This window comes from Stenotrophomonas sp. SORGH_AS_0282 (genome assembly GCF_030818125.1).
GTDB lineage: Bacteria > Pseudomonadota > Gammaproteobacteria > Xanthomonadales > Xanthomonadaceae > Stenotrophomonas > Stenotrophomonas rhizophila_A.
The window spans coordinates 3356103-3376870 of the sequence record NZ_JAUTAB010000001.1; the positions used below are offsets into that span (position 1 = coordinate 3356103).

The 20768-nt window shown below is 68.3% G+C and carries 17 protein-coding genes, 1 other RNA gene and 1 pseudogene; 3 read left to right on the plus strand and 16 right to left on the minus strand.

Translation table 11 applies throughout. The features are described 5' to 3' along the window. Positions 1-49: 49 nt before the first annotated feature. The 14 genes and pseudogenes from ftsZ to mraZ all read right to left on the minus strand — a co-directional run bounded on the left by ftsZ (position 50) and on the right by mraZ (position 15734). Positions 50-1277 (minus strand): annotated as a pseudogene (gene ftsZ / locus QE395_RS15225) (cell division protein FtsZ). A gap of 161 nt (positions 1278-1438) precedes the next feature. After that, positions 1439-2674 carry a cell division protein FtsA gene (ftsA, locus tag QE395_RS15230; RefSeq protein ID WP_068849240.1) on the minus strand — a complete coding sequence of 412 codons (1236 nt, stop codon included), beginning with the start codon at positions 2672-2674 and terminating at the stop codon, positions 1439-1441. Continuing rightward, positions 2671-3417 carry a cell division protein FtsQ/DivIB gene (locus QE395_RS15235; protein WP_093536081.1) on the minus strand — a complete coding sequence of 249 codons (747 nt, stop codon included), beginning with the start codon at positions 3415-3417 and terminating at the stop codon, positions 2671-2673. The genes ftsA and QE395_RS15235 overlap by 4 nt, the downstream gene beginning before the upstream one ends. Beyond that, positions 3414-4397, minus strand: a complete 984-nt coding sequence (locus tag QE395_RS15240) for a D-alanine--D-alanine ligase (RefSeq protein WP_306989850.1) — start codon at positions 4395-4397, stop codon at positions 3414-3416. The genes QE395_RS15235 and QE395_RS15240 overlap by 4 nt, the downstream gene beginning before the upstream one ends. Then, complete coding sequence (gene murC, locus QE395_RS15245) at positions 4394-5830, minus strand: UDP-N-acetylmuramate--L-alanine ligase (RefSeq protein ID WP_093536085.1); 1437 nt, start codon at positions 5828-5830, stop codon at positions 4394-4396. Before murC ends, QE395_RS15240 begins: the two co-directional genes overlap by 4 nt. 22 nt (positions 5831-5852) lie before the next feature. Then, positions 5853-6938: an undecaprenyldiphospho-muramoylpentapeptide beta-N-acetylglucosaminyltransferase gene (murG, locus tag QE395_RS15250; RefSeq protein ID WP_306989851.1), complete on the minus strand. Its 1086-nt coding sequence runs from the start codon at positions 6936-6938 to the stop codon at positions 5853-5855. Continuing rightward, complete coding sequence (ftsW, locus tag QE395_RS15255) at positions 6935-8260, minus strand: putative lipid II flippase FtsW (protein WP_095364498.1); 1326 nt, start codon at positions 8258-8260, stop codon at positions 6935-6937. The genes murG and ftsW overlap by 4 nt, the downstream gene beginning before the upstream one ends. Beyond that, entirely contained in the window at positions 8260-9345 is a 1086-nt protein-coding gene (gene mraY / locus QE395_RS15260; protein WP_068849228.1) for a phospho-N-acetylmuramoyl-pentapeptide-transferase, read from the minus strand. Before mraY ends, ftsW begins: the two co-directional genes overlap by 1 nt. Beyond that, complete coding sequence (gene murF, locus QE395_RS15265; RefSeq protein WP_306989852.1) at positions 9335-10729, minus strand: UDP-N-acetylmuramoyl-tripeptide--D-alanyl-D-alanine ligase; 1395 nt, start codon at positions 10727-10729, stop codon at positions 9335-9337. Before murF ends, mraY begins: the two co-directional genes overlap by 11 nt. Then, positions 10726-12204: a UDP-N-acetylmuramoyl-L-alanyl-D-glutamate--2,6-diaminopimelate ligase gene (locus tag QE395_RS15270; RefSeq protein ID WP_306989853.1), complete on the minus strand. Its 1479-nt coding sequence runs from the start codon at positions 12202-12204 to the stop codon at positions 10726-10728. The genes murF and QE395_RS15270 overlap by 4 nt, the downstream gene beginning before the upstream one ends. Beyond that, positions 12201-14048 carry a penicillin-binding transpeptidase domain-containing protein gene (locus QE395_RS15275; protein ID WP_093536095.1) on the minus strand — a complete coding sequence of 616 codons (1848 nt, stop codon included), beginning with the start codon at positions 14046-14048 and terminating at the stop codon, positions 12201-12203. The genes QE395_RS15270 and QE395_RS15275 overlap by 4 nt, the downstream gene beginning before the upstream one ends. After that, a complete protein-coding gene (gene ftsL / locus QE395_RS15280) occupies positions 14045-14308 on the minus strand; it encodes a cell division protein FtsL (RefSeq protein WP_068849221.1) in 264 nt (87 codons plus the stop codon). The genes QE395_RS15275 and ftsL overlap by 4 nt, the downstream gene beginning before the upstream one ends. Further along, positions 14308-15273, minus strand: a complete 966-nt coding sequence (rsmH, locus tag QE395_RS15285) for a 16S rRNA (cytosine(1402)-N(4))-methyltransferase RsmH (RefSeq protein ID WP_184125439.1) — start codon at positions 15271-15273, stop codon at positions 14308-14310. The genes ftsL and rsmH overlap by 1 nt, the downstream gene beginning before the upstream one ends. A gap of 14 nt (positions 15274-15287) precedes the next feature. Further along, positions 15288-15734, minus strand: a complete 447-nt coding sequence (gene mraZ, locus QE395_RS15290) for a division/cell wall cluster transcriptional repressor MraZ (RefSeq protein ID WP_093536097.1) — start codon at positions 15732-15734, stop codon at positions 15288-15290. Positions 15735-16059: 325 nt separating this feature from the next. On the opposite strand from mraZ, the gene QE395_RS15295 reads away from it, so the two are divergent. Next, on the plus strand, positions 16060-16851 hold the full coding sequence (locus tag QE395_RS15295; RefSeq protein ID WP_306989854.1) for an NRDE family protein: 792 nt from the start codon (positions 16060-16062) through the stop codon (positions 16849-16851). A gap of 89 nt (positions 16852-16940) precedes the next feature. Then, the gene (locus tag QE395_RS15300; RefSeq protein ID WP_095364493.1) at positions 16941-17429 is read left to right on the plus strand and encodes a DM13 domain-containing protein; all 489 of its coding nucleotides are present in this window, start codon (positions 16941-16943) and stop codon (positions 17427-17429) included. Positions 17430-17482: 53 nt separating this feature from the next. On the opposite strand, the gene rnpB is transcribed toward QE395_RS15300, so the two are convergent. Together rnpB and rsmI are read right to left on the minus strand one after the other, a co-directional pair. Next, positions 17483-17834, minus strand: an RNA gene (rnpB, locus tag QE395_RS15305) — RNase P RNA component class A. A gap of 321 nt (positions 17835-18155) precedes the next feature. After that, positions 18156-18977, minus strand: a complete 822-nt coding sequence (gene rsmI, locus QE395_RS15310) for a 16S rRNA (cytidine(1402)-2'-O)-methyltransferase (RefSeq protein WP_093536101.1) — start codon at positions 18975-18977, stop codon at positions 18156-18158. 68 nt (positions 18978-19045) lie between these two features. Here rsmI and QE395_RS15315 point away from each other — a divergent pair, with 68 nt between their 5' ends. Then, a complete protein-coding gene (locus QE395_RS15315; protein WP_306989855.1) occupies positions 19046-20764 on the plus strand; it encodes a penicillin-binding protein activator in 1719 nt (572 codons plus the stop codon). Positions 20765-20768 lie beyond the last annotated feature (4 nt).

The following is a 20768-nucleotide window of genomic DNA, read 5'->3' on the forward strand; positions in this document are numbered from 1 at the left end:
AGGGACATGGAGGCGCTTACCGGGGAGGACAAGACCCCGGCCGCGTTCCTCAGTCCGCCTGGCGGCGCAGGAACGCCGGGATGTCCAGGTAATCGTTGGGCAGCTCAGCCGCGGCCGGACCCGAGGCCGACGGTGCGGACGGGGCCACGGTGTCGGCGCTCGGACGGCGCAGGCCCAGGCCCATGCCGCCGACGGCCTTGGAGACAGCGTCGCCGCCGTTGTCGAAATCACCGAATTCCGGCTGGCCGGTGGTGGCGTTGCGGACCAGCTTGATCGGCGCGCGCTCGCCCGGACGCTGGGACTTGGCGGCCACGGCACGGTTCAGGCCGGTCGCAACCACGGTGACGCGGACTTCGTCCTGCATGTCCGGATCCAGCACGGTACCCCACCACCACGGTGGCGTCTTCGGAGGCGAAGCCATCGATGGTACGGCCGATCTCGTCGAACTCGGCCATGGTGAAGTCGGCGCCGGCGGTGATGTTGACCAGGATGCCATTGGCACCGGCCAGGTTCACATCGTCCAGCAGCGGGTTCTGGATGGCGGCTTCGGCGGCGGCCTGGGCGCGGTCATCGCCACGGGCGGTGCCGGTACCCATCATCGCCAGGCCCATTTCGGACATGACGGTGCGCACGTCGGCGAAGTCGACGTTGATCAGGCCCGGGCGCACGATCAGGTCGGCGATGCCCTGCACGGCGCCCTGGAGGACGTCGTTGGCGGCACGGAACGCCTGGATCATGGTGGCGTTGCGGCCCAGCACGGTAATCAGCTTTTCGTTCGGAATGGTGATCAGCGAGTCGCAGTGCTGGCTCAGTTCCTCGATGCCCTTCAGCGCGACCTGCATGCGGCGGCGGCCTTCGAACGGGAACGGCTTGGTGACCACGGCGACGGTCAGGATGCCCATCTCCTTGGCCAGCTGTGCCACCACCGGTGCAGCGCCGGTGCCGGTGCCACCGCCCATGCCGGCGGTGATGAACACCATGTCCGCACCCTGCAGGGCGTCCATGATGCGCTCGCGGTCTTCCAGCGCGGCCTGGCGGCCCACTTCCGGATTCGCGCCTGCGCCCAGGCCCTTGGTGACGTTGGTACCCAGCTGCAGCTGCAGCTTGGCACCGCAATTCTTGATGGCCTGCGAGTCGGTGTTGGCGGTGATGAATTCCACGCCATCCACGCTGGTGCTGACCATGTGCGCCACGGCGTTGCCGCCGCCGCCGCCCACGCCGATCACCTTGATCACCGCATTGGGTGCCATCTTCTCAATCAGTTCGAAATGCGCCATGTCCGTGTCCTCGTTGTATCCGCTTGTGGTTGGCATGGGCGTGTTGGCGTCCTGCCTTCGCGCTGCATGTTGCCGTTGCGGCTGTGTGGGTTGTGTGTTGCTTTTCTGTTGCGCCGGCGGGGGCCGGTTTGGAACACGCGTTGCCGCGTTGTGGTGCCGCGTCAGAATTCGCCGCGGAACCAGGTTTTCAGTTTGTTGAACATGCTGCCTGCGCGCCCGGTGGGCAGCGACGGGCGGCGCGGGTGTTCGATCTGGCTGCCCATCAGCAGCAGGCCCACGCCGGTGGCATGCACCGGGTTGCCGACCACTTCGCCCAGCCCCGTGACATGCTGCGGAATGCCTACGCGTACCGGCATCTGCAGCATTTCCTCGGCCAGTTCGACCACGCCTTCCATCTTCGAGGCACCGCCGGTGAGCACCATGCCGGCGCGTACCAGTTCCTCGAAGCCGGAACGGCGCAGTTCGGCCTGCACCATCTCGAAGATTTCCTCGTAACGGCCCTGCACTGCCTGCGCCAGCGCGTGGCGCGGCATGCGGCGCGGCGGACGGTCGCCCACGCTGGGCACCTGGATGCTTTCCTCGGCGGTGGCCAGCTGGGCCAGCGCGCACGCGTAGCGCACCTTGATCTGCTCGGCTTCCGGGGTCGGCGTGCGCAGCATGTGCGCGATGTCGTTGGTGACGTGGTCGCCGGCGATCGGCAGCGAGGCGGTGTGGCAGATCGCGCCCTGCACGAACACGGCCAGGTCGGTGGTGCCGGCGCCCATGTCGACCAGCACCACGCCCAGTTCGCGCTCGTCGGCGGTCAGCACGGCCACGCTGGAGGCCAGCGAGGACAGGACCAGGTCATCCACCTGCAGGCCGCAGCGCTGCACGCACTTGCTGATGTTGGCCGCGGCCGACTGCGCGCATACCACCAGGTGCGCATGCACCTCCAGGCGCACGCCGGTCATGCCGACCGGGTTGCGGATGCCTTCCTGGGAATCGTCCAGCACGTATTCGCGCGGAATCGCGTGCAGGATCTTCTGGTCGGCCGGGATCGCCACGGCCTTGGCCGCGTCCAGCACGCGGTCCAGGTCGCCCCAGGTCACCTCACCGTCGCGGATCGGCACGATCCCCGGCGAGTTCTTGCACTGCACATGGTTGCCGGAGATGGAGGCATACACCGAGCGGATCTCGCAGCCGGCCATCAGCTCGGCTTCTTCCACCGCGCGCTGGATCGACTGCACGGTCGATTCGATGTCCACCACCACGCCGCGCTTGAGGCCGCGCGACTCATGCGAACCGATGCCGATCACCTCGATGGGATTGCCCGGCGAGTACTCGCCGACCAGCGCCACCACCTTGGAGGTGCCGATATCGAGCCCGACGATCAGCGATTTGTCACCCTTGCGATTCATGTCCTGTCCTGCGTGCGTTGCGCCACATTGGCCGGCGCGGCCGGGGCCGGGGGAGTACCCCAGCTCAGCGTGAAACCATTGGTATAACGGAGGTCGGCGCGTTCGATCGGCGACTGCTGGTTGGCCAGCTGCGGCAGCACGCGCACGAAGCGCTGCAGGCGCGAGCGCGCGTCATCGCGGCCGACCACCACTTCGGTGCCGTTGCTCAGCTGCAGCGACCAGCTGCCGCGCGCATCCATGCTGACCCGGGTGACATCCACCCCGGCCGGCGCGAACAGCGCGCGTGCGTCGTTGTACAGCGCCACCACTTCTTCGGTCTGCGTGTCCGGGCCATCAAGGTCCGGCAATGCCAGGTCCTGCAGCTTCTGCGGGGTGGCGAACAGCTTGCCCTGCTCGGACAGCAGCCGGTCCTTGCCCCAGCGCGCGAACGGCTTGTGCTCGACCAGGGTGATTTCCAGGACGTCGGGCCACTGCTTGCGCACCTGCGCGCTTTCCACCCATGGCAGCTTTTCGATGGCGTCCTGCGCGTCCTGCAGCTTTACCGCGAAGAAGCCGGACTTCGCATACGGCAGCACCACCTGCTGCAGCTGCTCGGCCGGCACCCGCTTGAATTCACCGTGCACGCGCAGCTTGGCCAACGGCCAGCGTTCGGCACCGACCCAGCCGTTGAGCACCGCCACCACGGGCAGCGCTACCAGCGACAGGGCCAGCAACCAGACGAAGATGCGCAGCACCGCATTCATGCGTAGGTGGCCTCCGAGGTGCCGAAGCCTTGCGGCAACGTCTGTTCCAGCACGCGCCAGACCAGCTCTTCGAACCCGATGCCGGCCTGGCCAGCCGCCTTGGGCACCAGCGAATGGCTGGTCATGCCCGGCGCGGTGTTCACTTCGAGCAGGTAGAACGCGCCGCTGTTGCGGTCGCGCATCACGTCAACGCGACCCCAGCCACGGCAGCCGGCGGCGCGGAACGCAGCCAGCGCGATCCGGCGGAGCTCCGCTTCGTCGTCGCCTTCCAGGCCCGGGCACAGGTACTGGGTGTCTTCCGCAATGTACTTGGCGTTGTAGTCGTACCACTGGCCCTTGGGCACGATGCGGATCGACGGCAGCGCCTGGTCGCCGAGGATGCCCACGGTGAGTTCGTCGCCGACCACCATCTGCTCCATCAGCAGCTGGCCGTCGTAGCGGGCCGCCAAGGCGACCGCCTCATCCAGGCCAGCCTCGTCGGTGACCCGGCTGATGCCGACGCTGGAGCCTTCGTTGGCCGGTTTGACCACCACCGGCAGGCCCAGTTCGGCTGCCAGCGCATGGACATTGGTGCTGTCCACCTTCCGGTACTGCGGGGTGGGCAGGCCCAGCGACAGCCACACCTGCTTGGTGCGGATCTTGTCCATGCCCAGCGCCGAACCGAGCACGCCCGAACCGGTGTACGGCACGCCGAAGGCTTCCATCAGCCCCTGCACGATGCCGTCCTCACCGCCGCCGTTGTGGCCGTGCAGGATGTTGAAGACGCGGTCGAAGCGCTTTTCCACCAGCGCCAGGGCCAGGGCCGGAATGCCGTCCACCGCGATGGCGTTGACACCGCGCGCGCGCAGCGCCTCGATCACGTTGCGGCCAGAATCCAGCGACACTTCGCGTTCGCTGGAGGTGCCGCCCAGCAGCACGGCAACGCGGCCGAACACGGCCGGGTCGGTGGTGCGCAGCGGCGGGAAGGTCAGCGTGCTCATGCGGCGGGTGCCTCGTTGAAGCCATCGGTGGCGACCAGGTGGGCAACGTGGCCGATGTCGCCCGCGCCCATCATCAGCAGCAGGTCGCCGTCCTGCAGCACGTCAGGCAGCACGTGCTGCAGTTCGGCCGCCTGGCCGACCACGACCGGTTCGCTGCGGCCGCGCGCGCGGATGGCGCGGGCCAGCGAGCGCGAATCGGCACCGGGAATCGGCGCTTCGCCGGCCGGGTAGACCTCGCTCAGCACCAGGGCGTCCACTTCGGACAGCACCGCGGCGAACGCGTCGAACTGGTCACGGGTACGGCTGTAGCGGTGCGGCTGGAACGCCACCACCAGGCGCTGCGACGGCCAGCCGCCACGCGCGGCGGCGAACACCGCAGCCAGCTCACGAGGGTGATGGCCGTAGTCGTCGATCACGCGCACCTTGGCACCGGTGCGGGTGGTGACGATGCCCAGGTCGTTGAAGCGGCGACCGATGCCGGCGAAGCTTTCCAGCGCGCGGGCGATCGCATCCGGGGCCACGCCCAGCTGCCAGCCCACCGCAGCGGCGGCCAGCGCGTTGAGCACGTTGTGCGCGCCCGGCAGCGCCAGGGTCACCGGGTAGCTGCTGCCTTCGGGCAGACGCAGGGTGAAGCGCATGCGCGGCCCATCCTGGACCACGTCTTCGGCACGCACGTCCGCATTGCTGCTCATGCCGTAGCTCATGACATGGCGCGGGGTCTGTGCGGCCAGCGCGGCCACTTCCGGGTCGTCGATGCACAGCACCGCCAGCCCATAGAACGGCAGGCGCTGCAGGAATTCGGCAAAGGCGGCCTGGACGCGGGAGAAGTCGTTGCCGTAGTTCTCCAGGTGGTCCGCATCAATGTTGGTGATCACCGACACCAGCGGATTCAGGCGCAGGAAGCTGCCATCGCTTTCGTCGGCTTCGGCCACCAGCCACTGGCCACTGCCAAGCTTGGCGTTGGCACCGGCGGCCAGCAGCTGGCCACCGATCACGAACGTCGGGTCCAGCCCGCCTTCGCTCAGCACCGCCGCGGTCAGGCTGGTGGTGGTGGTCTTCCCGTGCGTGCCGGCCACGGCGATGCCGCGGCGGAAGCGCATCAGTTCGGCCAGCATGGCCGCGCGCGGCATGATCGGAATGCGCTGGCTGCGCGCTTCCATCAGTTCGGGGTTGTCCTCGCGGATCGCGCTGGACACCACCACGCAGTCGGTGCCCAGCACATTGGCGGCCGAATGGCCGCGCATCACGCGCGCGCCCAGCCCTGCCAGGCGACGGGTAGCGGCGTTGTCGGCATTGTCCGAACCGGACACCTCATAACCCAGCGTCAGCATCACTTCGGCGATGCCGCTCATGCCGGTGCCACCGATGCCGACGAAGTGCACGCGCGGGAAGGCGCGCACGAGGTCATTGGTGTCGTGCAGGCGGCGGATCATGCGCGGCCTCGCGTAACGGTGTTCATTTGGATTCCTCGAGAATGATGTCGGCGATGCGCTCGGCGGCATCGACCTTGGCCAGGGCACGCGCGGCGGTTGCCATCTGCATGCGGCGGGCGGAATTTTCGGACAGATCGCGCAGTACGTCCTGCAGGCGCGTGGCCAGCGTTTCGTCCTGCTTCAGCAACACGGCCGCACCACGTTCGACCAGGTACTCCGCGTTGCGGGTCTGGTGATCGTCGACGGCCGCCGCGAACGGCACCAGCACGCTGCCCACGCCGACCGCGCACAGCTCGGCCAGGGTGGACGCGCCGGAGCGGCAGACCACCAGGTCGGCCCAGGCGAACGCTTCGGCCATGTCGGCGATGAACGGCTCGACGCGCGCAGTGACACCTGCATCCTGGTACGCCTGCAGCGCTTCGGCGTGCAGCTTTTCACCGCTCTGGTGGCGCACGTCGACGGCGATGCGGCCGGCCAGTGCGGCGAGTGCCTGGGGCACGGCGTTGTTGAGGGCACGCGCACCTTGGCTGCCACCGAGCACCAGCACCCGCAGCGGGCCTTCGCGACCGGCGAGGCGCTGTTCGGGTCCGGCCATGGCGGCAATCTCGGCCCGCACCGGGTTACCGACCGCTTCTTCGCGCTGGGCGAAGCTGCCCGGGAACCCGGTCAGCACGCGGCGTGCGAAGCGCGACAGCACGCGGTTGGTCAGGCCCGGCGCGCGGTTCTGTTCGTGCACCAGCAGCGGCAGGCCGTGCAGGCGTGCGGCCAGGCCCCCGGGACCGGAGGCGAAGCCGCCGAAGGCGATCACCGCGCGCGGCTGGCGGTCGCGGATCAGGAAGCCGGCCGAGCGCACGGCGCGCAGCAGGCGGCCAGGCGCGGTCAGCAGCGCCAGCTTGCCCTTGCCACGCAGGCCGCTGATCGCCAGCGTGTCGATATGAATGTCGTGCTGCGGCACCAGGCGCGTTTCCATGCCGCCGATGCTGCCCAGCCAGGTCACTGGAATGCCACGTTCGCGAAGCACCTTGGCCACGGCCAGGCCGGGGAAGATGTGGCCACCGGTACCGCCGGCCATGATCATCACCGGACGCGGGGAATGCTGGGCGTTCATCCCATCCTCCCCAGGGTCGGCTCGATCCGCTGCTGCATGCGGCTGGTCCCACGCGGGGCGCTGTCGCGCTGCGCGGAGGCACGTGCGCTGCTTTCCTGCATGGCAGCGGCCACGGCGCTGGCACGGGCCGGCGCATCAACCGGCGCGGCATCATCCAGTTCTGCCGCGCCCATGCGCACGGCCTGGCGGCGCTCGGCACGGTCCAGTTCGTAGGACACGCGCAGCAGCAGGCCCATCGCCACGCAGGTCATCAGGATGCTCGAACCGCCAGACGAAATCAGCGGCAGGGTCAGGCCCTTGGTCGGCAGGATGCCCAGGTTCACGCCGATCGAGACGAAACTCTGCATGCTCACCCACAGGCCGATGCCGAAGGCGATGTAGCCGGAGAAGTGCCGCTTCATTTCCACGCAGCGCATGCCGATCCAGAACGCGCGGCCGGCCAGCAGCGCGTACAGCGCCACGATCAGGCAGGTGCCGACGAACCCCAGTTCTTCGGCGGTGACCGAGAAGATGAAGTCGGTGTGTGCTTCCGGCAGGTAGTACAGCTTCTGCACCGAATTGCCCAGGCCCACGCCGGTCCACTCGCCACGGCCCACCGCCATCAGCGCGTTGGACAGCTGGTAGCCGTCGCCCTGCTGGTCGGCCCACGGGTCCCAGAACGAGGTGATGCGGCGCATGCGGTACGGTTCGATGATCGCCAGCGCGCTCATCGCCACCAGGCCGAACACGATCGGCATCGACATGCGCGGCAGGTTCACCCCGCCCAGCACCAGCATGCCGGCGGTGATCGCCAGCAGCAGGGTGGAGGAACCGAAGTCGGGCTGCAGCAGCAGCAGCACCACCAGCGCGCCGGCCACGCCCAGCGGCTTGAGCATCGCCGGCCAGGTCGCGTTGACCTCGTCACGGAAGCGCACCAGGTAGCTGGACAGCCACACGATGTAGAGCACCTTCACTGCTTCGACGGTCTGGAACTTGGAGAAACCGAGGTTGATCCAGCGCCGGGCGCCGTTGACGCTGCTGCCCAGGCCGGGAATGAACACCACCACCAGCAGCGCGAAGCAGCCCAGCAGCAGCATCTGGTTGTACTGCTCGATGCTCTTGAGCTCGGTGCGCATGGCCAGCGCGGCCAGCACGATGCCCACCGCCAGGAAGATCAGATGGCGGTTGAGGTAGTAGAACGGGCTGCTCATCAGGGCGATCGAGCTCGACGCGACCATCACCACGCCCAGCCCGGTGAGCGTGATGATCGCGCCCAGCAGCCACTTGTCGAAGTGGCCTCCGATGGCTTCAAGGCGGGTTGCCTGGCGCGACAGGTCGTTCATCAGCGGACCTTCAACGTGGCCAGGCCGATCAGCACCAGCACCACCGAGATGATCCAGAAGCGCACGATCACGCGCGGCTCCGGCCAGCCCTTGAGTTCGAAGTGGTGGTGGATCGGCGCCATGCGGAACACGCGCTTGCCGGTCAGCTTGAACGAGGCGACCTGGATCATCACCGACAGCGTTTCAATCACGAACACGCCGCCCATGATCACCAGCACCAGTTCCTGGCGGGTGATCACCGCGATGGTACCCAGCACCGCGCCCAGCGCCAGCGCGCCGATGTCGCCCATGAACACCATGGCCGGGTAGGTGTTGAACCACAGGAAGCCCAGGCCCGCGCCGGCGATCGCCGCGCAGATGATCACCAGTTCGCCCGCCCCGGGGATCTGCGGGATCTGCAGGTAGTTGGAGAACACCACGTTGCCCGAGGCATAGGCGAACACGCCCAGCGCGCAGGCCACCAGCACCGTGGGCATGATCGCCAACCCATCCAGGCCGTCGGTCAGGTTGACCGCGTTGGAGAAGCCGACGATCCAGAAGTAGGCAATGGCCACGAAGCTGATGCCCGCCAGCGGCAGCGCCACCGACTTGAACATCGGGATGTAGAAGGTCAGCGCGGCCGGCACGTCGGCGGTGTAGAACAGGAACAGGCCGGCGGCCAGGCCGAAGATCGACTGCAGCAGGTACTTCCAGCGCGACTTCAGGCCGTTCGGGTCGCGGCGCACGATCTTGATCCAGTCGTCGTACCAGCCGATGGCGCCGAAGCACAGCATCACCGCCAGCACCACCCACACGTAGCGGTTGCGCAGGTCGGCCCACAGCAGCACCGACAGGGTGATGGTGAGCAGGATCAGCGAACCGCCCATGGTCGGCGTGCCGGCCTTGGAGAAGTGGGTCTGCGGGCCGTCGGTACGGATCGGCTGGCCGCCCTTGAACTGGGCCAGCTTGCGGATCATCGCCGGGCCCAGCCACAGCGACAGGAACAGCGCGGTAAGCGCGGCCAGGATGCCTCGCAGAGTCAGGTAGCCGAACAGCCCGAACAGGCTCTCCAACTGCTGCAACCATCGGGCCAGTTCAAGCAACATGGGGGGTTTCCTCTCCTCGCGCCAACAGCGCTTTTACAATCTTGTCCATGGCGCTGCCGCGCGAGCCCTTGACCAGGCAGCGCACGCCAGCATGCAGTTCGTCGGCCAGCGCGGCAGCCAGCGCGTCGTGGCTCTGGAAATGACGGCCACCGTCGCCGAACGCCTGCGATGCCGCCGCGCTCAGCGTGCCCAGCGTGTACAGCCGCTTCAGGCCGGCATCGCGGGCACGGCGCCCGGCCTGCGCATGCAGTGCCTCGCCATCCGGGCCGAGTTCGCGCATGTCACCCAGCACCAGCCAGGCCTCGTCCTTCGACGCGGCCAGCGCATCGATGGCAGCGGCCAGCGAACCGGGGTTGGCGTTGTAGCTGTCATCGATCAGCACGGCACCATTGGGCAGCCGGTGCGCGATCTGGCGGCCGGGTACCGGTTCGGCGCGGGCCAGGCCGGCAGCAATCGAATCCAGGCCGATACCCGCCGCCAGCGCCAGCGATGCGGCGGCCAGGGCGTTGCTGACGTTGTGGCGGCCCGGCAGCGCCAAGGCGATATCCACGCTGCCGGCCGGACTGACCAGCAGGAACCGGCTGCCGTCGGCAGTCGCGCGGATGTCCTGCGCGGTCACGTCGGCGCTGTAGTCCAGGCCATAACGCAGCACGCGGCTGCGCGGCGGCTGGCCGACGATGTGCTGTTCAAACCAGATGCCGAAGGCGTCATCGGCATTGATGACCGCTACGCCATCGGCCGGCAGTGCGGCGTAGATGGCGCCCTTGGTGCTGGCCACGCCCTGCAGGCTGCCCATCCGCTCCAGGTGGGCCGGGGCGATGTTGTTGACCAGCGCGTACTGCGGGCGCGCGATGTCGGTCAGGTAGGCGATGTCACCCGGCTTGCCGGCGCCCATCTCGTAGATGGCGTAATCCGCATCTTCCGGCGCATCGATCACCGCCAGCGGCAGGCCGATCTCGTTGTTGCGGTTGCCCGGGTTGGCGTACACCACCGCGCCCTGCTCGCGCGCCACCTGCTGCAGGATCGCCAGCAGCAGGCTCTTGACGCTGGTCTTGCCGTTGCTGCCGGTGATGGCGAACACGCGTGCGGCGCGGTCGCGCTGCATGCCGGCCGCGATCCGGCCAAGCGCATGCTCGCTGTCGCCGACCACGATCTGCGGCACGGCCACGTCGAGCAGGCGTTCGACCAGCATCGCGCTGGCGCCACGGGCGACCGCGTCGGCAGCGAAATCATGGCCGTCGAAGCGCTCGCCACGCAGTGCCACGTACAGGCTGCCCGGCGCCAACGTGCGGGTGTCGTTGCTGATGGCGTCGATGGCGGTGTCATCGCCATGGATGTCACCCCCGGCCCAATGGGCGATCAGCGAGAGCGGCGTGCGCTTCACAGGATGGCCTCCTTGGCGCTGAGCGCGGCAGCGGCCACCAGGGTGTCGTCGAAGTCGTGCTTGACCCCGCGCACTTCCTGATAGGGCTCATGGCCCTTGCCGGCCAGCAGCACGATGTCGCCAGGGCCGGCCAGCTTCACCGCCAGGCCGATCGCGCGCGCGCGGTTGCGCTGCACGGTGACCGCGTCGGGGGCAGTGAAACCAGCCAGGATGTCGGCGACGATGGCGTCACCATCCTCGCCGCGCGGATTGTCGTCGGTGACGATCACCTGCTGGGCCAGGCGTTCGGCGATGGCCGCCATCTGCGGGCGCTTGCCCGCGTCGCGTTCGCCGCCGCAGCCGAACACGCAGAACAGCCTGCCCTGCAGGTGGCCCTGCAGGCTCTGCAGGGCCTGCTCCAATGCATCGGGGGTATGCGCGTAATCGACCACCACGGTCGGCAGGCCGCGTTCGCCGCCGAGGCGGTTCATGCGCCCGGCGATCGGCTGCAGCTGCGACACCAGCGCGGCGATCGCCTCGGGGGCATGGCCCAGCGCATGCAGCACACCGGCCACGGCCAGCAGGTTGTCCACGTTGAAGCGGCCCAGCAGCGGCGACTGCACCGGGTGGCGTGCACCGTCGACCACCAGGTCGAAGGCGATGCCACGGCCATCGAGCTTGAGCGAGTCGGCGCGCAGCGTGGCCTGCTGCGCACCGCGCGAGCTGACCCCGATCCGGGCGACGCCGGCATCGACCGTGCGCAGCAGTTCGCTGCCGAAGCTGTCATCCAGGTTCACCACCGTGGCCTTCAGGCCGGCACGGTGGAACAGCTTGGCCTTGGCCGCGCCGTACTGCGCCATGTCGCCGTGGTAATCGAGATGGTCGCGGGTGAGGTTGGTGAACACCGCCACGTCGTAGTGCACGGCATCCACGCGGCCCTGGTCGAGCGCATGCGAGCTCACTTCCATGGCCACGGCCCTAGCGCCCTGGTCACGCAGCTGCGCCAGCACTTCATGCATCTGCAGCACCAGCGGCGTGGTGAAGCCGGTCGGCACCACATCGCCGTACAGGCCCACGCCCAGCGTACCGATGCTGCCACTGGCGGTGCCGAGCAGGTGCCAGGCCTGGGCCAGCAGCTGCACGGTGGAGGTTTTTCCGTTGGTGCCGGTCACGCCGACCATGGTCATCGCGCGCGAGGGCTGGCCATGGAACTGGTCGGCCATGGCGCCCATGCGCGTGCGCAGGCCCGGCACGGCAATGGCGTCGGCGGGTGCCGGCAGTTCTGCCGGGGCCGGCGGTTCGAACAGGATCGCGGCCGCACCGGCAGCGCGGGCCTGGTCGACAAAGCCCAGCCCGTGCGCGCCGAAGCCGGCGATCGCGACAAAGGCATTGCCGGGGCGCACCGCGCGGCTGTCCAGCACCAGGCCGGTGATGGACGGGTCGTGGCTCAGCACCACATCGGGAAGCAACTGCGAAAGCAACATCATCTGGCTCATTGCGTGCCTCCCTGCGCGGGCGGCAACGTGGCGTGCGCGCTGGGCAGCGCGGCATCGAATTCGGCGGCGGCGTCCGGGGCAACGACCGCCTCGGCCGGCGGCGGGGTCGGCAGCGAGGAGGCGGCGTGGCCCATCTTTCCGGACTGCTGGGCCGCCAGCCAGGAATCGATGTCGTCCGGCGGCACGTCCATCAGGCGCAGCGCGCCTTCCATGACGTTGTGGAACACCGGGGCGGACACCAGACCGCCGTAGTACTTGCCGGCCTGCGGGTCGTTGATGACGATCACCGTGGCAAAGCGCGGGTTGCTGGCCGGCACCACGCCGGCGAACAGCGCGTTGTAATGGCCACGCTCGTAGCCGCCAGGGCCAGCCTTGCGCGCGGTACCGGTCTTGCCGGCCACGTGGTAACCCAGCACTGCCGCCTGCTTGGCGCCGCCCTGGGTGACCACCGTTTCCATCATCGCCACGACCTCTTTGGCGATGTTCTCGTCGATGACCTGCTTGCCTTCGTTGCGCTGGCCCTTGACGAAGGTCGGCGCGATCAGCTTGCCGCCGTTGCCCAGCGCCGAGTACGCCGTGGCGATCTGCAGCGGGGTGACATTCAGGCCATAGCCGTAGGACATGGTGGTCTTGGACGAACCGCTCCAGCGCGCCGGGCGCGGCAGCACGCCCGCCGATTCGCCGGGGAAACCGCTGTGCGGGGCACTGCCATAGCCGAAGCTGTGGACGTGGTCATAGAACACCTGGTCGGGCATCTTGGCCGCGATCTTGGCCGCGCCGATGTTCGAGCTGCGGGTGATCACGCCGGTGACGTTGAGCACGCCGTTGTTCCGCGGCACGTCCTTGATGGTGTAGCGGCCGATCGCCATGTAGCCCGGGTTGGTGTCGACCGTTGTGTCCTTGGTGACCACGCCGGACTGCAGCGCCGAGGCGATGGTCAGCGGCTTCATGGTCGAACCGGGCTCGACCAGGTCGGTCACGGCGCGGTTGCGGCGGGTGTCCGGCGCCGCGCCGCCCACCGCATTGGGGTTGTAGGTCGGCAGGTTGACCATGGCCAGCACTTCGCCGGTGGCCACGTCCATGATCACCATCGAACCGCCCGCGGCCTTGTTCTCGATCAGCGCGTTGCGCAGTTCCTTGAACGCCAGGAACTGGATCCGGCGGTCGATGCTCAGGGTCAGGTCCTTGCCCGGCTCGGCGGCGCGCAGCAGGTCGCTTTCGACGGTCTCGCCCTTGCGGTTGCGGATCACCCGCTTGGCGCCGGCCTTGCCGCGCAGCCATTCGTCGAAGGCCAGCTCCAGCCCTTCCTGTCCGCGGTCGTCGATGTTGGTGAAGCCGAGCACGTGCGCCATCGCCTCACCCTGCGGGTAGAAGCGGCGGAACTCGCGCTGCGAGGCCACGCCCGGGATCTTCAGGGCAACCACCTTCTCGGCGTCGTCGGGATTGATCCGGCGGCGCAGGTACATGAATTCCTTGTCCGCCTTCTGGCTCAGCTTCGAGGTCAGCTCGTCCAGCGGCATGCCCAGCGCGGTGGCCAGTTCCGGAATGCGGTCGGGCGAGCGCATCAGCTCCTGCGGGTTGACCCAGATCGAGGCGACCGGGGTGGACACCGCCACCGGTTCGCCGTTGCGGTCGGTGATCATGCCGCGCGAGGTGTTGATGGGCAGCTCGCGCAGGTAGCGGGCTTCGCCCTGGCGCTGGTAGAAATCGCTGTTGATGATCTGCACGTAGGCGGCGCGGCCGACCAGCGACACCGAGCACAGGCCCAGCGCCAGGCCGACCCACTTCAGGCGCTGGCGCAGGTTGAAGGCGTTGCGGGTGCGGTTGCGGCCGGTCTTGTTCATGGCCGTACCACCACGACATCGGCCGCTTCGGGGAACTTCATGCCCAGCCGCTCGCGGGCCACGCGGTCAACGCGGGTGGCTTCGGCCAGGGTGGCCTGTTCCAGCTGCAGGCGGCCGAATTCAATGTTCAGTTCGTCGCGGGCGCGCTCCACGCGCGACAGCTCCACGAAGGTCTGCCGGTGGCGGTGGCGCATGAACACCACCCCGATCGCCGAGGCGATGGTGCAGGCCAGCAGCACGACCAGCAGCAGGCGGCTCATCACACCACCCCGCGCTTTTCGGCCACGCGCAGCACGGCGCTGCGCGAGCGCGGGTTGACCGCCAGCTCGTCGTCCTCGGCCTTGATGGCGCCGCCGATCAGATCCAGCGTCGGCACGAACGCCGCCAGCTCGGGCAACCGGCGATTGGTCGGCGGGGCCTTGGCGTGGCGGTTCATGAACTGCTTGACGATGCGGTCTTCCAGCGAATGGAAGCTGATCACCGCCAACCGGCCACCGGGCTTGAGGCGCGCCATCGCCGCGTCCAGGCCGGCTTCAAGGTCGGCCAGTTCGCGGTTGATGTGGATGCGGATGGCCTGGAAGCTGCGCGTGGCCGGGTGGATCTTGTCTTTGCCACGCGGCATCACCGAAGCGATCAGTTCGGCCAGTTCGGCGGTGCGGGTGAACGGCTGCTTGTCGCGGCGGGCGATGATCGCGCGGGCGATGCGGCGCCCCTGGCGTTCTTCGCCATAGGTCCACAGCACATCCATCAGCTCGCGCTCTTCCACACGGTTGAGCCACTGCGCCGCGCTTTCGCCGCTGTCCGGGTCCATGCGCATGTCCAGCGGGCCGTCCTTGCCGAAGCTGAAACCGCGCTCGGCCACGTCCAGCTGCGGCGAGGACACGCCAAGGTCGAACAGCACCCCGTCCAGGCCGTCGGCGGTTGCGTTCCAGTGCAGCAGGTCGGCGAAACTGCCACGGAAGATCGAGACGCGCGGGTCCGGCGCGAAATCACGCTCGGCTACCGCGATTGCCTCCGGATCCTTGTCCATGACCAGCAGCCGGCCTCCAGGACCGAGTTGCTCGAGCACGCCGCGGGCGTGGCCGCCACGACCAAACGTGCCATCGAGATACGTTCCGTTTTCGATCACCCTCAGGCCGTCCAGGACCTGCGTGTACAGCACCGGCAGATGGCCCGCCGGCGACTGCGACACCGGAAGGTGACCGGCCTGCGCGCCTCCGCGCACCCGGGCACCCCGGGTCACAACTTCAGGTCGAGCAACCCATCGCCCAGATCCTCGTCAGACAACGTCTGCTGGATCAGTGCGCGATGAGCCTGCTCGCTCCACAATTCGAATTTGTCGCCCATGCCGAGCAACACCGCCTTCTTTTCAATGCCAACAGCGTTGCGGTGGCTTGCCGGAATACTGATGCGACCGTTGCCATCCAGCTCCAGATGCGCGGCCGAACCGACCAGCTTCTGTTGCAGCAGGCGCACGACGCGCTGTGTGTTGGGCTTGGCCATGACGTCGTCGCGGACCCGTTCCCACTCCTGCTCGGCATACAGCCAGAGGCAGCCGGACTCGAAGGGGTTGTAGGTCAGGACCAGGCGGTTGTTGCTCACACGCGCGACGAGGTCGCGATGCGCGGTGGGAACCGCCATGCGTCCTTTATCGTCAACCGTGATGGCCGTCTCGCCCTGAAACACGACGCGTACACCTTTCCTTCGCCTGGATGAAACATTGAACCACGAAAAACCACAAAAAACCCGGTTTCCCCTCTGTTGCCCACCTTAGCAGTGCCGATTGGGTTGTCAACAGTTTTGCGAAGGGGAAATCACCTTGGACATCAAGGGCTTGCAGCAATGTTTAGAGACTTGTTCAAGGCTTATCCACAAGTTGCTGTTTCGTCTCATTTTTTGAGATTGGGGCGAAGTTCAGGGGTGTGGAGGTGGCGTGAAACATCCCCGCGCATTCATCCGCCCCCATGTCCCAAGCGACCCGTTGCTGCGCAAAACCGGCACAATGCCGGGCATGTGTCTGCTTGCCTTGGCCTGGAAGGTCCACCCCCGCTGGCAGTTGCTGATGGCCGGCAACCGCGATGAATTCCATGCACGTCCCACGACTGGTTTGGCGGCGTGGCCCGCACCGGACCTGGGCGTGCTGGCCGGGCGCGACCTGCGTTCGGGCGGCACCTGGGCCGGCGTCGGCCTGGATGGCCGGATGGCGGTGGTGACCAACGTGCGCGACCCGCTGGCCCGGCAGACCGGCCCGTCACGCGGTGCACTCGTAGCGGACTACCTGCGCGGGACCGGCTCTGCGGCCGCCTTTGCCGACGCGCTGGCCGGCAACGCCCCGGCCTTTGCTCCGTTCAACCTGCTGCTGGCCGATCGGGACAGCTGCCAGTTCCTGGGCAACCACCCGCTGCTGCGGCAGACCCTGGCGCCGGGTATCCACGGCATGTCCAACGGCCCGCTGGACGCGCCATGGCCCAAGACCCTGGCCTTGAATGCCGCCCTGCAGGACTGGGTGGACGCCGGCCGCGAGGACCTGGCGCCGCTGTGGGCGGCACTGGCCGACGAGAACCGCGCTGCCGACGCCCGCCTGCCCGACACCGGCATTGGCCTGGAGCGGGAGCGCTGGCTGTCGGCCGCCTTCATCCGCAGCCCGGAGTACGGCACCCGGGCCAGCACCGTGATCGCACTGGATGCGCAGGGCCAGGGCTTCATCCGCGAGCGTCGGTTCGACCCGTCGGGCGCGTGCGTGGGGGAAACCGCGCTCACGGTCGGCCCGCCCGGGCCGCTGCCCCGCCCCGCTGCAGGGTGAATGAAGCGGGGCACGGCCCGGATCGATCCGGCCCGCTCGTCGCTCTTGTCTGGTACCGGCGCAGTTGGCGCCTCCAGCCGAGACCCTTGATGAATCGACGAATTAGCGTTTTCCTGGCCACCCATGTGCTGACCCTGGCAGCAGGCTTCGGCAGCGGGGTATACCTGTTGCCCATCCTTACCGCACCGGATGGGCCCAGCGCGTCCAGCGTTGCCGAGGCGATGGCCAACAGCACCCATGAAGCCCGCTTCCGCCGCGACCTCAAGGGCAGTGACGCGGTGCATTGGGCCGACGGCAAGGTCAGCGTGAGCCACAGCCAGATCGCCTTCGATGGCCGCATGGGCCCCGGCCCGGATTACAAGGTGTACCTGTCGCGCGAATACGTCGACACCCGCGGCGATTTCCTGCGGATCAAGCAGGACGCCACGCTGATCGGTGACGTAAAGACCTTCAACCGCTTCCTGTTGGACGTGCCCGACCACGTGGACATCGACGACTACACCACCGTGGTGGTGTGGTGCGAAGCGTTCAGCCAGTTCATCTCGGCGGCCCAGTATCGAATGGGCCCGCAAGCCTGACGAACGAGGAGCCCCCTTAGCTGAGGGGGCTTCTTCGCCGTCGGCGGAAAAAGCGGCAGAGCCGGCCGATAAGCCGGGTTTTGTCGTGGACAGTCATTCTTCTAGGCGCCACGTCACCGTGGCGCTCAAGCAACCTACCCGGTCCCGACGCGGGCCGCGCCATGAGGACCCTATTTGGTCTTGCTCCAGGTGGGGTTTGCCGTGCCGGTCTGTTGCCAGACTCGCGGTGCGCTCTTACCGCACCATTTCACCCTTACCGGCTCCCCGAAGGGAACGTAGGCGGTATCTTTCTGTTGCACTTTCCGTCGGCTCGCGCCGCCCAGGCGTTACCTGGCACCTTGCCCTGCGGAGCCCGGACTTTCCTCGGCATTCCCGAAGGAATGACGCGACTGTCTGGCCGGCTCTGCCGTGGGTAGTCTACCACCGTAACGGATGCTGGCCCCTGGTTGATTGATACCGATCCCAATGGGCCCGTATCAATTCGTAGCGCCGGCCGTTGGCCGGCTGCTCTTCGTGCCGGCGTCATGAACCCTGACCGGCGGCTTCGGAACCTTTGAACGCCGGGGCGTTGGCCGCAGTTGTTGCGTTACCGTCTCCGGGCGCTTGAGCCGCGCTGCGCGCGGTGTCCGGCCAACGGCCGGGGCTACGACGTGTTACGTAACGTCCGCAGGTCGGGATCAATCAGCCAGCCGCCCGGAAATTTCCACGAATCCATTGCGATGCCGTTTACGAGCCGTACAACGCTTTTCGCGGGGCGCCGGTGAGTTCGGCGGCGAGTTTGGCGGCTGTTGAGGGTGGCAGGTGTTCGCTGAGCTTGGCGTACAGGCGGCGGCCCTGCGCGAGCTGGGCTTCTTCGTCGTTGGCCGCGCCCTGCACCATCACCACGAATTCGCCTTTGCGCTGGTTGTCGTCGGCTTCGACCTGCTGCAGCAGGCTGGCCAGGTCGCCGTCGAGCACAGTCTCGAACAGCTTGGTCAGCTCGCGCGCCAGCACTGCGGGCCGTGTTGGGCCGAATGCGGCCACCATGTCTGCGAGCGACTCCGCGATGCGGTGTGAGGATTCGTAGAACACCAGCGTGCGGGTTTCCCCCGCCAGCGCCTGCAGGCGTTCGCGTCGGCCGGACCCCTTGGCCGGCAGGAAGCCTTCGAAGGTGAAGCGGTCGCTGGGCAGCCCGGCCACGCTGAGCGCGGCAATGGCCGCACAGGCGCCGGGAACCGGGCTGACCCGGATGCCGGCTTCGCGCGCGGCACGGACCAGCCGGTAGCCGGGATCGCTGACCAGCGGCGTCCCGGCATCACTGACCAGCGCCAGCGATTCGCCCGCCTGCAGCCGCGCCACGATGCGCTGGGCCAGCACCTCTTCATTGTGGTCGTGCAGCGCCACCAGCGGCTGCTGGATGCCGAAGTGGGCCAGCAGCTGGCCGCTGCGGCGGGTGTCCTCGGCGCAGATCGCGGCCACCGAACGCAGCACCTCCTGCGCCCGCGGCGTCAGGTCGGACAGGTTGCCGATCGGGGTGGCAACGACATACAGCGTGGGGACAGCACTCATCGCAACGGCACTCACAGGTCAAGGGTAGAATCCTAACGTGTACGAGCCACCCTCGAATGGACCTGATGATGAACAAGCCCGCCGCACGCATCTCCGCCCTGTCGTTGTCGCTGCTGCTGCTTGCCGGCTGCGCCACGACCAGCCTGACCAGCGCCCCGGAATCGCCGGCGCAGAGCCAGGCCCTGGCGCTGATCGACCAGGGCAAGCCGCGTGACGCCGCCGTACAGCTGGAAGCGCTGGCCAACACCCTGCGCGGCAACGCCCGCGGCGCCGCGCTGGCCGATGCGGCCTTTGCCTGGCGCGAGGCCGGCGACAACGCCCGCGCGCGCAGCCTGCTGGCCCAGGTCACCGCGCGCCAGCTCAGCGGCGCCAGCCTGCAGCGTTTCCAGCTGACCAGCGCCGAGTTGGCCCTGGCCGACAAGCAGCCGGCCCAGGCACTGGCCTTCCTGAACGAATCCTCCGACACCGTCTCCGCGCCGCTGCGCACGCGCTGGCAGCTGGCGCGCGCCAACGCGCTGCAGGCCAGCGGCGATGCGATGGGTGCGGCCACCGAGCGCGCCCGTGCGCACGCCGCGCTGACCGGCCAGGCACGCACCGACAACCAGCAGGCCATTGCCGGCCTGCTCGGCACGCTGGACGATGCCACCCTGCGTGCCCGCGCGGCCGCGCTGCCGGCCAACGAGCCGCTGTACAACTTCGCCGGCCGCGCCCTGATCGCACGTGGGCTGCCGCTGCCGCGCCCGTTCGACCGTGATGGCGTGGCCCAGTTCGACACCAGCAAGCGTCCGCCGGCGATGAGCGATGGCTACCGCCCGCCGGTGAAGATGGCTGTGCTGCTGCCGCTCAGCGGCCGCCTGGCCACCGCCGCCCAGCCCGTGCGCGACGGCCTGCTCAGCGGCTACTACGGTGAAAGCAGGCAGCGCCCGGATATCCAGTTCATCGATACCGCCGGTACTCCGGCCGGCGCCGTGGCCGCGTATGACAAGGCCGTCGTTGCCGGCGTGGACTTCATCGTCGGGCCGTTGGGCCGCGATGAAGTGGACGCCGTGTTCGGCCGTACCGAACTGCCGGTGCCGGTGCTGGCGCTGAACCGCGGCAAGAGCAGTCCGCCGGCCGGCAGCGCCGGTTTTTCGCTGGCACCGGAAGACGACGGCATCATCGCCGCCGAGTACCTGCGCAGCCGCGAACGCAGCAAGGTGCTGGTGCTCCACAGCAATGACGACAACGGCCGCCGTACCGCCGCCGCCTTCCGCGAGCGCTTCACCCAGCGCGGCGGCCAGGTGCTGGCCACCGTGGGTGTGAGCGACACCGTGGGCGACATCGGCGCGCAGCTGCGTGCCGCCGGCGCGGTGGACGGCGTGCTGCTGGCGGTGAAGGCACCGCAGGCACGCGTGCTGGCCCCGCAGCTGGCGCTGGCCGGTGTGGGCGGCGCCACCCGCGTGGGCACCTCGCAGCTGACCCTGGGCACCGGCAAGCCGGAAGAAGACATGGCGCTGGACGGCATCGTCTACCCGAACGAAGCCTGGAACGTGCGCAGCGTGGCCGGCCTGCCCTCGGCCGCGACCGCCGGGCAGATCCTGCCGACCGCGCGCGGCGCGGCCGGTCGCCTGTTCGCGTTCGGTTTCGACGCCTGGAAGATCAGCGCCTACCTGGACAAGGTCGCTACGGAGGGCGGCCTGGCCGGTGCCACCGGCACCCTGTTCCTGGACAGCAACGGCAACGTGCTGCGGGTGCCGGCGTGGTCGACCTTCAGCGGCGGCCGGCCGATGCCGGTGAGCAACAACTAAGGCC